Here is a 13,627-nt window from a genome sequence, read left to right as displayed (position 1 = left end):
AATTTACGAAGTTAAAAAGTTTATGCTGCTTTTGGCCTAAGTTTAAAAAACTTAATAAAACTTTCTGGGTTTTCTACAATACCACGTTCTGAAATAAGTTTAATATTAATATTTCTTTCTTTAGCTTTAAAAGCAAAGTCTTCTAAAATTTCGATAATGTCGTTATCTAAGTATCTAGTTTTTCTTACATCTAATTCTAAATGAGTGTTTTCAGGTAAGCTATCTAATTCTTTTAAAATAGCTCCTTTGTTAAAGAAAGTAACCTCTTCTGCAAGTGTCATTTTTATCTTGTGTATTCCGTTGCTTTTATCCTCAATATGTAAGAAGTGAGAGTTTTGGTAACTTTTTATCAAAATAACAAAAACACCGACAGCTAATCCTAAAGAAATTCCTGTAAGTAAATCAGTAAAAACAATACCTAAAACTGTTACAATAAAAGGAATGAACTGTTTCCATCCTAAAATAAACATTTGCTTAAATAAACTTGGTTTGGCTAATTTATAACCTACTACTAATAATATAGCTGCTAATACAGATAATGGAATTTTATTTAATAAAGTAGGTATTAGTATTACTGAAATTAATAAGAAGAAACCATGTATAATCGCAGACATTTTAGATTTACCTCCTGATTGAATATTTGCAGAACTTCTTACAATTACTTGAGTAATAGGTAGCCCTCCAATTATACCAGATAAAATATTTCCTGTTCCCTGTGCTAGTAATTCTCTGTTTGTTGGGGTTACATTTTTTTCAGGATCTAATTTGTCAGTAGCTTCAACACAAAGTAGCGTTTCTAAACTGGCTACTAGTGCAATTGTAAATGCGGTTACCCAAACTTCGTAGTTGGCAATAGCACTAAAATTAGGAAAGGTAAATTGCCCTAAGAAAGAATCAAAACTTTCAGGAATAGGTACGCTTACTAAATGAGATGCTTGTATTGCCAATGTTTCATTTCCTTGTGTTAGAGTAAAAAAGACAATTCCCATAACAACTGCTACTAATGGTCCTTGAATTAACTGAAATATTTTTCCTTTTTTACTTAAAACTCTATCCCAGAGAATTAATATTGCTAATCCAATAAAACCAATAATCATTGATCCTATAGTGATATTGTCAGTAATACTTAAAAGAGCTGAAAAAGTATTCTCTCCTGAAGGTTCAATAAAACTATCAGCACCTTCTGGTTCAGCGTCATATCCGAAAAAATGAGGAATTTGCTTTAAGATAATAATAATACCAATACCAGTAAGCATTCCTTTAATTACAGATGATGGAAAATAATAGCCAATTACACCAGCCTTAAGAATACCAAAAAGAATTTGGATAATTCCACCTAGTACAACTGCAACTAAGAAGTTTTCATAACCACCTAAATTACCAATAGCAGTTAATACAATGGCAGCTAAACCAGCTGCAGGACCGCTAACTCCTATTTTAGAGCCACTCAAGGCACCTACTACAATACCTCCTACAATTCCTGCAATTACACCAGAAAAAAGAGGAGCTCCACTAGCCAAAGCAATACCTAAACATAAAGGTAAGGCAACAAAGAATACGACAATACTTGCGGGCAAGTCGCTTTTAATAGTTTTAAACATGATATATGTGTTTGTTAAACTCTAAATAAAATTTTAGAGTGTGTTTTAATTTTAAAAATGATTGATTTATTAGCAATAGAAACTTAAAATATATCAAGGAAAGTAATAGTACTCTTACTGTACATTGAAATATTTTTCATTTTTTTAGCTAATCACCTTATATGAGGTGGTTTACCTGTGTTATTATGCAATAAGTAATTCTGGAGGAGGGGTAAGAATTTTTGGATATTGTGAAACGTAGTTTTTAGACAGAAAACGAACGTTTTTCTTTTTTTGAATTTTCTTATATAAAAAAGAAGTGTAGTCTTCGTTAGGATGAGCTTTTAATTCAGCTACTTTAACGTGTTTAGTATTTTCTTCTTCTTCGCTAAGATTTAAAAAAATAGTAATATCTTGATCTTTATCAACTAACGTAATAATCGAGGGCGTAATAATTATGCCTGTGAATAAGACGATGAAAAAGATAGCTATTTTGGATTTCAAGATACTTTTTTATTTGTTCACTGGTAAAAGTAATTAAATTTTTGAAGAAAAATGTTATAGTTCTTTTAAAGTTTTAGTTTTTACCCATCCAATTTTACCGTCAGTTAACTTTAATTTTTTCCAATTATCTACAGAGTCTAATATATTAACTTTAGTTCCTTCGTGTAGTGTAAAAATCTCATTAGAATTATTAGTAGGTTCATTTTTAACAGAAACTTCTTCGCTATAAATAATGGCCTCAATATTGTTTTGGGCTTGGTTATATTGAATGTATGTTATAGCTAAAGAGGATGTTAAAAGTAGAAATGAGATAATACTAGTTGTAAAGTAGGTTCTTTTTTTACTTGGAGTATAGGAAAAATAAAACAGTAAAAATAAAATAGAAGCCATAAAAGAAAATACAATAGTAATTACAGCCCACGTATTATAAGTAAACTTTTGTAAATAGTTTTCATTGAGCTTCTGAAATACTGATTTTGGCAATGCCTCAACTCTATCAAGAGTTAAACGTTTTGCTATAACTAAGTTGTTTTTTGCATCCTCGTTTAAAGGGTTTAACTGTAATGCTTTTTCGTAATTATAAATAGTAGGAGCTATTTTATTGAGTTTATAGTAACAGTTAGCTAAGTTGTAATAAACTTCAGATGAAGCTAGGTTTTCATTTTCTATTTGCTCATATAATTTAATAGCTTCTTCGTACTTTCCTTCTTTATATAAAGAATTAGCACTTAAAAATAAATCATTGGCATTTTGTGCCAACATACTAATTGACACAAATAAGAATAAATATATAACTAAATTTCTCATTATAACTGTCTGTCTAATTGCGTTATTACTTGTTTTGCTTTTTCATATTCTTCCTTCATTTGTGTATTGGTAATTGGAGTATATCTAGCAAAATCACAATTGTTAAATACTTCAATAAAGTTGCTAATAGTTTCTTTGCTAACATTTTTATTAGCTAGTAAATCAGTAATTTTTTCACGACTTATATCAGAAGTTTCTACGCCTAGTTTAGCCTTCAAGTAATTATGTAAAGCTCTTTCTAAGGCTTCATAAAAAGCTTCTTTATTTCCTAATTGTTTTTGTGCTTCCGATAAGTATTTCTTGGCGAGTTTGTCAGCCTTTCGTAGCTTGTTTCCTAGCACATCACTATTACGTTCTTCTCTCTTTTTCTGAATAATAATTCCAATAGGAATTGTTAAAATAGGAAGCAACAAAAGAATATAAAATAATGTAGATTTAAAGAAATCTTCAGTTTTTATAGGTTGTAAGTTAGTAGATGTTTGGATGTATCTGAAATCGCTACCCGTAACTTTTACGTCTTGTTTAGCAACTGCATTAGTATCTGAATCTGTCGGAATTTCTTTTCCTTCCAAAACATCAACATATAAATCATCTGTAGTGATGGTTTGATACACTTTTTCTTTTGGGTTAAAGTAAGAAAAGCTAGTTTTTGGAATTCTATATTTTCCTTTGAATTCCGGAACAACAGTGTAATTATCTGTAATGGATCCAGATAGTCCTGTTCCAGTAATACGAACGCTTTCTTTTCTTTCTGGTTGATAAACCTCTAGTTCTTTAGGGGTTTCAATTTTTGGGAGTTCAAAAAGTTTTAAATTTCCTTTTCCTTTCACAGAAACCTTAATTTGCGATGATTCGTTAGCCTTTAAGGTATTCTTGCTTAAAGAAACATCGAATGAAAACTGACCAACAGCACCAGTAAAGTCTTTTGGTTTGTTATTCATAGGTAAGGCCTGAGCATTAACTATTTTCTTAGCAGAAGAGAATTCTTTACGGACTTGACGTGTAATTACGTTTCCAAAAAAGTCAGCTCTTCCAGTAGGAACTGCTACAACAATATCCATCTTCATAGGGTCTATTGTTAGCTTACCAGATGTTGTTGGAATTAATAAAGCTTTGTGTAATACAGCATAACGATATTGCTCTCCATTGTATGTTCCAGTTTTAACAGGCATTCCGTTACGTTTAATTTCTTGGTTCCAGAAACCATTGTATTGTGGAGCTTCTGTTATGGCATTATCGTAAATTCCAACATTATCGCTAAAATATAATCGATATTCTACATAAATACCTTCACCAACATAAGGTTGAGATTTGGAAACTTCAGCAACTAAATGAATGTTCTGTTCTGCAATGTAATTAGGATCGTTCGGGTTTTTAGGGATGTCTACAGCATCTAGAACGATAACTTTTATAGGGTTAGAGGTGAGTGTCTTTCCATCAATTTCAATACTCGCAGAAGGAATGTTAAATTCTCCTTTTCTCTTAGGTTGTAAAATGTAAGTGTATGATTGATTAAAGGAAACCTTACCGTTAATCCAAGATTGACTTACTGATTGACTAGGACCACCAACTATTTTAAAGTTTGTGAAGCTTGGTGCTTTGAAATTATCGGCTCCTTGTTTGTTTATTGAAAACTCAATACGTAATCGTTGGTTTACACCTAACTTATTTTTACTAACGGTGGCCGTTAATGCAGCATCTTGTGCATGAATGGTAAATGTTATAAAACTAACTAATAACGATATGTATATTTTTAACTTCATGTTAATTTTCAAAATTGCCTAAAAATAAATAAGATTTTAAAAACTGTAAAATTACCAGTCTTTTTCTTGTTTTACTTTTCTTCCTTTTGATTTTTTCGCATTCATTTTTTTCTGCGTCTTGTTTTCCTCATTGTTTAAACTCTCTAACAATTGTTTCATTTGTTCAGGAGTCATCTTACCTTGTTGAGGTTTAGGTTTTTGATTTTGTTTGTCTTTTTGGTCTTGATTAGGTTTTTGTTGATCTTTTTGATCGTCATTTTTCTGATCTTTTTGATCATCTTTTTTATCCTTATCGTCTCCTTTTTGATCTTTATTTTTATCGTTTTGTTTGTCTTTGTCGTTTTTTTTCTGCTGATCTTTCTGATCTTTATTTTTTTCGTCTTTATTTTTATCCTTGTTATCTTTTTGATTTTGTTGTTGCTTTTTAGCTTCTTTTTGAGCAACAGCTAAATTATAACGTGTTTCATCGTCATTTGGGTTTCTACGTAAGGAATTTTTAAAAGCTTCAACTGCTTGTTCATACTGTTTTTGCTCCATCATTGCGTTACCAATGTTATGATATGCTTCAGCCTGAGCAATCTTGTCTTTTGAAGTTTCAGTGGTTACTTTAAACTGTTCTACAGCTTCTTTGTATTTCTTTTCTTGGTATAAAGTATTACCAAAATTATAACTTGCTTTTTCATACTTACTATTCTTACCTAAAGCTTTCCGGTAAGCAATAGCAGCATCACTAAACTTTTGTTTATTGTATAACTTGTTTCCTTCTCGTAACAAAGCACGTGCTTCACGTTGTAGTTTAAGTGTGTCTTGCTGTGCATTGACCGCCGTAGAAACAGTAAGGACTATAATGAATATTAAATTTTGTAAACTTTTCATACTACATATTAAGATTCTTCGTTAAATAAATCTACTTTCTTCAACCATTTGGTTTTCTTATCAAACAAAAACATATCTAAAATTAAAAACAGGAGTCCAATACCTACAAACCATTGAAATTGGTCTTTATAATCAGAAAACTGTTTTGTTTCAAATTCATTTTTTTGTGCGTTTCCAATAATCTTCTCAATGGCTTCTACTGGATTTTCAGTTTTATTACCATCAAAATATTGTCCGTCAGAAGCATCAGCAATTCCTTGTAAAACATCAGGTTTTCTTTGGGTAATTACTGTTTCTCCCATTCTGTCTTTTTTATAACCAATAAGCGCGCCATTTAATTTGATAGGTATTGGACCTCCTTTTTCGGTTCCTACACCTACGGTATATACTTTAACACCTTCGTTAGCGATGTTTTGGGCAACTTGTTTAGTTTCTTCTTGATGATCTTCACCATCTGAAATAATTATTAAAAAACGATTTGTTTGTTCGTCGTTATCATAATAAGTATTTGCCAAATTTAAAGCTTCATTAATGGCTGTACCTTGACTCGAAACCATGTCTGGGTTTGCGTTTTGCAAAAACATTTTTGCAGCAGCATGGTCGGTAGTAATAGGAAGTAGAGGGTAAGCATTACCGGCATAGATAATAATACCAACTCTATCACTGCCTAACTTATCAATAGTTTTAGATATAATTTGTTTTGCTTTTTCTAATCTATTAGGTGCAATATCTTCTGCTAACATACTCTTAGAAACGTCTAAAGCAAACACCACATCAACACCTTCTCTTTTCACAGTTTTTAGTTTTGTTCCCATTTTAGGATTAACTAATGATAGAATTAAAAATGATAATCCTACCAAAAAGAAAACAAGTTTTAGTACCGATTTAAAGGTTGATGTGTTTGGTGCTATTTTAGATAAAAGCAACGGGTTAGCAAACTTTTTTTGAGTTCGTTTTTTCCACCATAAAACTAATAGGAAAACCACAATTATTACAGGAATAAATGCAAAAAGATAAAAATATATTGGTTCTTCTAGTTTGTACATCTTGCTTAAATAAAACTTTTAAATAACGTGTTTTTTAGGGTGAATTCTAAGAGTAAAAATATCCCTGCTAAGAAAACTAAAAAACGATATTTTTCAGAGTAATTATAATACTTGAACTCTTCGATTTTAGTTTTTTCTAACTTGTCAATCTCGTCATAAATTTCTTTTAACTTGGTGTTATTAGTTGCTCTAAAATATTTACCACTAGTTTCGCTGGCAATGTGCTTTAGCAAATCTTCGTCAATTTCAACAGGTTGATTTTTAAATGAAATTTTTCCTGTTCTTGGGTCTTTAGCCCATGGAAAAGGAGCCATTCCGTTAGTTCCAATTCCGATAGTATAAACCTTAATTCCGTTTCCTTTTGCTAAATCAGTAGCTGTTTTAGGATCAACAAAACCAGCATTGTTTACACCATCTGTCAATAAAATAATAACCTTACTTTTGGCTTTACTTTCTTTTAGTCTGTTAACCGCAGAACCTAAGCCCATTCCAATAGCAGTTCCACCCTCTAACTGTCCCCATTTAATTTCTGAAATGGTTCTTTTTACAATAGATTTATCACTGGTAATTGGAGTTTGTGTAAAACTTTCTCCTGCATATACTACGATACCAATACGATCATTAGGGCGTCGGTTTATAAAATCGGTAGCTACTCTTTTTAAGGCCTCTAATCGGTTTGGTTTAAGGTCTTTTGCTAGCATACTAGCCGAAACATCAACAGCCATTACGATATCAATACCTCTATTTGTTTTTGTTTTCTTACTAACAGCTACATTTCTAGGGCGTGCTAAAGCAACTATTAAGCAGGTTAATGCCAGTAGTCTTAAGAGCGGCAGTATGGGTTTGAGTTTGGGTAAAATAGAGCCTTGTATTTTAAAACCTTTAGTACTTGGCATTCTAAGTTGAGCACCATTTTTTTTTCGAGTATAAAAACTCCAAAAAGCTAACAGAGGAATTAATACTAGCAACCATAAAAACTCGGGACTATGAAACTCGAAATTATTCCACTTCATCATCTTCTTCTTGTTTTTTAGGTTTTAAATTATCTATAATAAGCTTTGCGTCTTTTCGGTCTTCCTCTATTTCGTGAGATAAAGGTTTTGATTTCGCAAATTTTACTAAGTCAGATTCTTGTAAAAGACCTTTTAATTTATCAATAATTTCTTTCGAAGTTTCTATTGACTTTGTGTCATTGAAGTCTTTTAAAACGTCAATTAATTCATCAGTAGTGCTTTCTAGGGCAGGAACATGCAGTTCTCGTTCAATATAACCTCTTACAATGTCTGTTAATTCACTATAATATTTTTTAACCTGATTATTTTGCCATAATAGTTTTTTGTCCAGTTCCTCCAGTTTTTGCATAGCTTCTTCATAAGGAGGTAATAAAGGGATAATAACTTTTTCTTCTTGTTCTTTTTTCTTTTTGAAAACAAAGAAATAAAGTAATAACACTATGACAAGAATAGCTATTATGATCCACCAAATGTATTGTTTGAAATCATCAAGCTGATAAGGTTCTCCTTTAATTCCCTTAATTGGAAATTTTTTAACCTTCGTAGTGTCGATAGGAACAGTAGCTACATTAACCAATAAACTATCGGTTAAATAAGCTTGATTTCTAATAAATATTTGTTGTTGAGGAATGTAAAATGCACCACTATCAAACCCTGTTAAAATGTATTTTCGAATGAGCTTGTTTTCAATAGTGTCAATTTTTAATGTATCAATAACTTCCAATCCTTTTAAGTTTTCTAGTTTTGGAATGATAACATTCTCAGTTTCGTCAACAGATATTTTATATAGAAACTGCTCACCAATTCTAATATTTGTGGTGTCAATTTCTGCTTTTACCTGAGGTTGTTGTGCAAAGGCAAAAGAAGTTAAAAACAAGCATATGTAAAGTAGTTTGTGTTTCATTGTTTGTTCTTATCCTTTTCGTTTAAAATAACCTAATAGCTTTCGTACATAACTTTCGTCAACTCTAGTGTTGATAGTTCCTGCACCACTCTTGGTAAAAGTGGTTTCAAAATAATTAGACAAACGTAAAGCATTTGCCTTGTAATGAGTTCTAACAGATTTAGAACTAGTGTTAACTAGCTGTGTTTTTCCTGTTTCAGCATCTATCATAGGAACCATTCCTAAATTAGGAATTTCTTCATCATGTTTGTCATATACACGAATACCAGTAACATCATGTTTATTACCAACAATTTTTAGTGTACGCTCGTAATTATCATCCATAAAGTCAGAAAGCATAAAAACAATTGCTTTCTTTTTCATGATGTTGGATAAAAATTTGAGAGCTTCACTAATATTGGTTTGTCTACTTTTTGGTTGAAATTCAATAAGCTCACGAATAATTCGTAATACGTGACTTTTTCCTTTTTTAGGAGGAATGTATAGTTCAACTTGATCAGAGAACAGGATTAAACCAACTTTATCGTTGTTTTGAATTGCAGAAAAGGCTAGTGTTGCGGCAATTTCTGTTACGGTATCTTTTTTAAATTGTTCAGAAGTACCAAAAAATTCAGAGCCAGAAATATCGACTACCAACATCATGGTAAGCTCACGCTCTTCCTCAAAAACTTTTACATAGGGTTCGTTATAGCGAGCAGTTACATTCCAGTCAATTGCTCTAATATCATCTCCGTATTGATATTGACGTACTTCAGAAAAAGTCATACCTCTACCTTTAAAGGTTGAGTGGTATTCTCCTCCAAAAATATGATTAGACAACCTACGTGTCTTTATTTCTATTTTTCGAACTTTTTTTAGTAACTCTTTTGTATCCATGTTTTCAATTGTCAGTTAACAGTTATCAATAATCAGTAAAGTATTTTTGGCTGATAATTGCTCATTGATAATTGATTAAGGCACTTGTACTTCGTTAATAATAGAGTTAATAATATCTATTGAAGTAATATTTTCAGCTTCAGCTTCGTAAGTAATACCAATTCTATGACGTAACACATCGTTTACGACTGCTCGAACATCTTCAGGAATCACATATCCTCTTCGTTTAATAAATGCGTAGCATTTTGCAGCTTTAGCCAATGCAATACTACCACGTGGAGAAGATCCAAAGCTAATAAGAGGTTTTAATTTTTCTAAATTATATTTTTCAGGGTAACGAGTTGCGAAAATAATATCCAAGATGTATTTTTCTATTTTTTCATCCATATAAACTTCGTTAACTACATTACGAGCTTTAATGATTTGTTCTATTGAAATTACAGGATTTACTTTTTGAAAGCCACCGTTTAAGTTTTGACGCATAATAAGTTGTTCGTCTTGTAACTTTGGATAATCAATTACAGTTTTTAGCATAAAACGGTCTACTTGTGCCTCAGGAAGTGGGTATGTTCCTTCTTGTTCTACCGGGTTTTGAGTAGCCATTACCAAGAATGGTTCATCCAATTTAAAAGTTTCATCTCCAATGGTAATTTGACGTTCTTGCATAGCTTCTAGTAAGGCAGACTGTACTTTAGCAGGAGCACGGTTAATCTCATCGGCTAGTACAAAATTGGCAAAAATTGGTCCTTTTTTAATAGAAAAATCGTTTTCTTTTACATTGTATATCATAGTACCTACTACATCGGCAGGTAATAAATCTGGAGTAAATTGAACGCGACTAAAACTTCCGTCAACAGCTTTAGAAAGTGTGTTAATAGCTAAGGTTTTTGCTAAACCAGGTACACCTTCTAATAAAATATGTCCATTTCCTAAAAGACCGATGAGTAATCGTTCAATCATGTATTTCTGACCTACAATTACTTTGTTCATTTCTGTAGTTAACAAGTCTACAAAAGCACTTTCTCTTTCTATTTTTTCATTGATGGCTCTTACGTCTATATCCATAGTAATTGAAATAAATTAGAATTTTTATGAAACAAAGCTACAATAATAGTGTTTTTTTAGTTGTTAAAAGTTGGTTAAACCTTGTATTTACAAGCTAAAAGGTGTGGTTCTTTAAAGTTAAGTTTTTGACTATGTGCTTTATGTGTTTGAAAATAAGTTGTTTATAATTTGTTTTTATGAATAAAAAAAATGAAATTTAGCTTCTACTAACTTTAAACTTAAATTTTATGAAGAAAATGTCTTTTAGCAAAACGTTGCTAATTAACGCACTTATTTTTCTGTTTTCTGGTTTTGTTTACGGGCAAACAATAAAAGGAAAAATTGTGGATGTAAATGGAGAAAGTATTCCTTTTGCAAATATTATAGAGAAAGGAACAACAAATGGTACCACTTCTAATGAGAATGGTGAATTTAGTTTAAATATAAAAAAACTACCAGCAGTAGTAACAATATCTTCCTTAGGGTTTGTTACAGTAGAAAGAAATATTGCAGATACGAATACTTTTTTACAGGTAACACTACGAGAAGATTCTGATGTTTTAGAAGAAGTAGTGATTTCGGGGTTAGCAACTACAACGAAAAGATCTAATTTAGCGAACACAGTTTCGACAATTTCAGCTGCTGAATTAACACAAGTCACATCACAATCGGGTTTTGATAGTGCATTATCAGGAAAGTTCACTGGAGCAGAGATAAAAGCGAATTCAGGGGCTCCAGGGGGAGGAATTTCTATGAGATTAAGAGGTGTTACTTCTATTTTTGGAGATCAACAACCGTTATTTGTGGTAGATGGTGTGTATGTTGACAACTCATCAATTTCTTCTGGAAATAACATTGTAAGTGAAGCTGCTGGAGGTGGTAATCCTTCATCAAATCAGGATGACGCTTCTAATAGGATTGCAGATATTGACCCTGAAGATATAGAGACTGTAGAAATACTGAAAGGTGCCTCAGCGGCAGCTCTCTACGGATCAAGAGCGGCAGGAGGTGTTGTTATTATTACAACAAAAAGAGGTAAAGAAGGTAAACCTAGAGTATCCTTTTCACAAACTGTAGGTTTGAGAAGTCCAACAAGGTTATTAGGTTTAAGAGACTGGGATGATTCAGAAGTTGTTGCTTTAGGAGGACCAGCGAATGCAAAACTAAGAGACTATGAAGCAGAGCTATTTGATCATACTAGAATTTCTACAACAACAAGGTTTACAACATCAGGAGGTTCAGAAAGAAGCGATTACTTTTTTGGAGTAACTTATAAAGATGAACCTGGATTAGTTGAAAATACAGGCTATGAAAAAGCAGCGGCTCGTTTAAATATAGGTCAAAAATTTACAGATTGGTTAGATTTATATGTCACGTCAAATTATATAAGCTCTCAAGCAGATAGAGGTTTTTTTAATAACGGTAATGCCAATAGAACTATAGGGTACGCCCTAGCTTTTACTTATCCATGGGAAAACTTATCTCCTACAGATGGAGTCTATCCTTTTGGAGGTGCTGGTTCAAATGTATTAGAAACAATAGCACTAACTACTAATAGAGAAAACGTAAATAGGTTTATTGGTAGTGCTAAGTCTAATATCAAAATTCTTAACGGAGAAAAAAATAGACTTAAGTTGGTGCTTGAAGCGGGGTTTGATCAGTACACACTTCGTACAACAAGTATTTTTCCTAGAGAATTAACTTATTTTAGAGATAGATCTACTTTAAAAGGAGCTTCAATATCTGGAACGACGAGAAATACTAATTATAACTTATCTGCCTTTTTAGTTCATAATTTAAGTTTAAATAATGGGTTACAGTTCACAACTCAAACAGGAACCTTTTTTCAAGATTTTGACCGTAACACTGTTATTAGTGTAGGAACAGGTTTCAACACCTCATTAACAAGTTTATCGTTGGCGGAAAATTTATCGTCTCAGCAAGTTGTTAGGCTTCAGAGAGATACAGGGTTTTTTGTGCAGGAAGAAATAAATTATGACGATAAAATAATTGGTACTATTGGTATTAGAGGAGATAAGTCAACCAATAATGGTATTTCAGATAAGATGTATTATTACCCTAAAGCAAACTTAGCAATTAATTTACATAAGTTTAGTTTTTGGGATATAAAAGAAATTACTAGTTTAAAACCTAGGATTGCCTATGGAGAAGCCGGAAGATTCCCTAACTTTAATGATCAATTTACTTTGGCTACACCACAATTTATAGGAGGTGTCTCTGGTTTTGCACCTGGAACTTTTAAAGGAGACCCTGCCATAGGTCCAGAACGTCAAAAAGAATTAGAATATGGATTAGATTTAGGCCTATTTGATAATAGGTTTACATTAGAGGCTACGGTATACAACAAAAAAATAAGCGATCTACTTATTCAGGAAAATTTTCCAACATCATCTGGTTTTACTAGAAAAATTAAAAATGGAGGAGAGCTTGAGAATACAGGTATAGAATTAGGTTTAAATGCGAACTTTATTGAAAAAGAAGATTTTTCTTGGAACGCAAACTTTAAATGGTGGAAAAACAAATCTAAAATTAATAAGTTAGATGTTCCAGCCTTTACAGAAGGAGGTTTTGCAGCTTTCTTAGGAACTTTTTTAATACAAGAGGGTAAGAGTGCTACGCAAATTGTAGGGACTTATCCTAGCGGACTTACTCCAGAAGAAATAGCTGTAATTGATCCTGATGGAGATGGATTTGCTGTTTATGGTAATGCAGAACCAGATTTTCAAATGTCATGGCAAAACAACATACGTTATAAAAACTTCGATTTATCATTTTTATGGCACTGGAAAAAAGGAGGAGACGGTATTAATTTAACAACTTTTTTATATGATAATGCTGGAACTACATGGGATTTTGATGATACTGATTTAGATCCTACAGGTACGCTCACCAATGGACCTTACAGGTTGGCGCAAGCAAATGTTAGAAATACTAAGCCTCTAATAGAAGACGCAGGATATCTTCGATTAAGAGAAGTAGGTCTTTTTTATACATTTAATGATGAGGTTTTTAAAGGAGCAGAGAAAGTAAAAGTAGGGATATCAGGCAGAAACTTAATCAACATTTTTGATTATAATAGTTATGATCCTGAAGCATCAAACTTTGGAAATAATGTATTAGCTAATAATGTAGAAGTAACCCCTTACCCTGCATCTAAGTTTGTTAATTTTCATCTAAAAGTTAACTTTTAATC

General features: G+C 31.9%; 11 protein-coding genes. 1 reads left to right on the top strand and 10 read right to left on the bottom strand.

The genetic code is table 11. The features are described from left to right. Positions 1-20 precede the first annotated feature (20 nt). The 10 genes from NH341_RS00915 to NH341_RS00870 all read right to left on the bottom strand — a co-directional run bounded on the left by NH341_RS00915 (position 21) and on the right by NH341_RS00870 (position 10,434). On the bottom strand, positions 21-1,601 hold the full coding sequence (locus NH341_RS00915; protein WP_047788266.1) for a SulP family inorganic anion transporter: 1,581 nt from the start codon (positions 1,599-1,601) through the stop codon (positions 21-23). 183 nt (positions 1,602-1,784) lie between these two features. Further along, a complete protein-coding gene (locus NH341_RS00910) occupies positions 1,785-2,084 on the bottom strand; it encodes a hypothetical protein (protein WP_253055467.1) in 300 nt (99 codons plus the stop codon). A gap of 54 nt (positions 2,085-2,138) precedes the next feature. Further along, positions 2,139-2,891 (bottom strand): CDC27 family protein, encoded by a 753-nt coding sequence (locus NH341_RS00905; protein ID WP_253055466.1) that lies wholly within the window; start codon positions 2,889-2,891, stop codon positions 2,139-2,141. After that, the gene (locus NH341_RS00900; RefSeq protein WP_073182500.1) at positions 2,891-4,654 is read right to left on the bottom strand and encodes a BatD family protein; all 1,764 of its coding nucleotides are present in this window, start codon (positions 4,652-4,654) and stop codon (positions 2,891-2,893) included. The genes NH341_RS00905 and NH341_RS00900 overlap by 1 nt, the downstream gene beginning before the upstream one ends. Before the next feature lie 51 nt (positions 4,655-4,705). Further along, positions 4,706-5,530: a tetratricopeptide repeat protein gene (locus NH341_RS00895; RefSeq protein WP_159610831.1), complete on the bottom strand. Its 825-nt coding sequence runs from the start codon at positions 5,528-5,530 to the stop codon at positions 4,706-4,708. An 8-nt stretch (positions 5,531-5,538) separates the two neighbouring features. Next, positions 5,539-6,576, bottom strand: a complete 1,038-nt coding sequence (locus NH341_RS00890) for a VWA domain-containing protein (protein WP_201284717.1) — start codon at positions 6,574-6,576, stop codon at positions 5,539-5,541. Positions 6,577-6,581: 5 nt separating this feature from the next. Next, the gene (locus tag NH341_RS00885) at positions 6,582-7,589 is read right to left on the bottom strand and encodes a VWA domain-containing protein (protein ID WP_253055790.1); all 1,008 of its coding nucleotides are present in this window, start codon (positions 7,587-7,589) and stop codon (positions 6,582-6,584) included. Beyond that, complete coding sequence (locus NH341_RS00880) at positions 7,576-8,493, bottom strand: hypothetical protein (RefSeq protein ID WP_253055464.1); 918 nt, start codon at positions 8,491-8,493, stop codon at positions 7,576-7,578. The genes NH341_RS00885 and NH341_RS00880 overlap by 14 nt, the downstream gene beginning before the upstream one ends. 9 nt (positions 8,494-8,502) lie before the next feature. Continuing rightward, positions 8,503-9,369: a DUF58 domain-containing protein gene (locus tag NH341_RS00875; protein WP_159509327.1), complete on the bottom strand. Its 867-nt coding sequence runs from the start codon at positions 9,367-9,369 to the stop codon at positions 8,503-8,505. 75 nt (positions 9,370-9,444) lie between these two features. After that, a complete protein-coding gene (locus NH341_RS00870; RefSeq protein WP_047788275.1) occupies positions 9,445-10,434 on the bottom strand; it encodes a MoxR family ATPase in 990 nt (329 codons plus the stop codon). 227 nt (positions 10,435-10,661) lie between these two features. Between NH341_RS00870 and NH341_RS00865 the strand changes: the two genes are divergently transcribed. Beyond that, positions 10,662-13,625, top strand: coding sequence for a SusC/RagA family TonB-linked outer membrane protein (locus NH341_RS00865; RefSeq protein WP_253055463.1), 2,964 nt, complete (start codon positions 10,662-10,664; stop codon positions 13,623-13,625). The last annotated feature ends 2 nt before the right edge of the window (positions 13,626-13,627 follow it).

The organism is Tenacibaculum sp. XPcli2-G (assembly GCF_024124505.1).
GTDB lineage: Bacteria > Bacteroidota > Bacteroidia > Flavobacteriales > Flavobacteriaceae > Polaribacter > Polaribacter mesophilus.
This window is presented reverse-complemented; position numbering and strand designations above follow the sequence as displayed.

Bases quoted from the DNA above. Each gene is read 5' to 3' on its own strand.
- NH341_RS00890 (WP_201284717.1), bottom strand. From the start codon at position 6,576: ATGTACAAACTAGAAGAACCAATATATTTTTATCTTTTTGCATTTATT.
- NH341_RS00875 (WP_159509327.1), bottom strand. From the start codon at position 9,369: ATGGATACAAAAGAGTTACTAAAAAAAGTTCGAAAAATAGAAATAAAG.
- NH341_RS00915 (WP_047788266.1), bottom strand. From the start codon at position 1,601: ATGTTTAAAACTATTAAAAGCGACTTGCCCGCAAGTATTGTCGTATTC.
- NH341_RS00905 (WP_253055466.1), bottom strand. From the start codon at position 2,891: ATGAGAAATTTAGTTATATATTTATTCTTATTTGTGTCAATTAGTATG.
- NH341_RS00900 (WP_073182500.1), bottom strand. From the start codon at position 4,654: ATGAAGTTAAAAATATACATATCGTTATTAGTTAGTTTTATAACATTT.
- NH341_RS00885 (WP_253055790.1), bottom strand. From the start codon at position 7,589: ATGAAGTGGAATAATTTCGAGTTTCATAGTCCCGAGTTTTTATGGTTG.
- NH341_RS00865 (WP_253055463.1), top strand. From the start codon at position 10,662: ATGAAGAAAATGTCTTTTAGCAAAACGTTGCTAATTAACGCACTTATT.
- NH341_RS00895 (WP_159610831.1), bottom strand. From the start codon at position 5,530: ATGAAAAGTTTACAAAATTTAATATTCATTATAGTCCTTACTGTTTCT.
- NH341_RS00870 (WP_047788275.1), bottom strand. From the start codon at position 10,434: ATGGATATAGACGTAAGAGCCATCAATGAAAAAATAGAAAGAGAAAGT.
- NH341_RS00880 (WP_253055464.1), bottom strand. From the start codon at position 8,493: ATGAAACACAAACTACTTTACATATGCTTGTTTTTAACTTCTTTTGCC.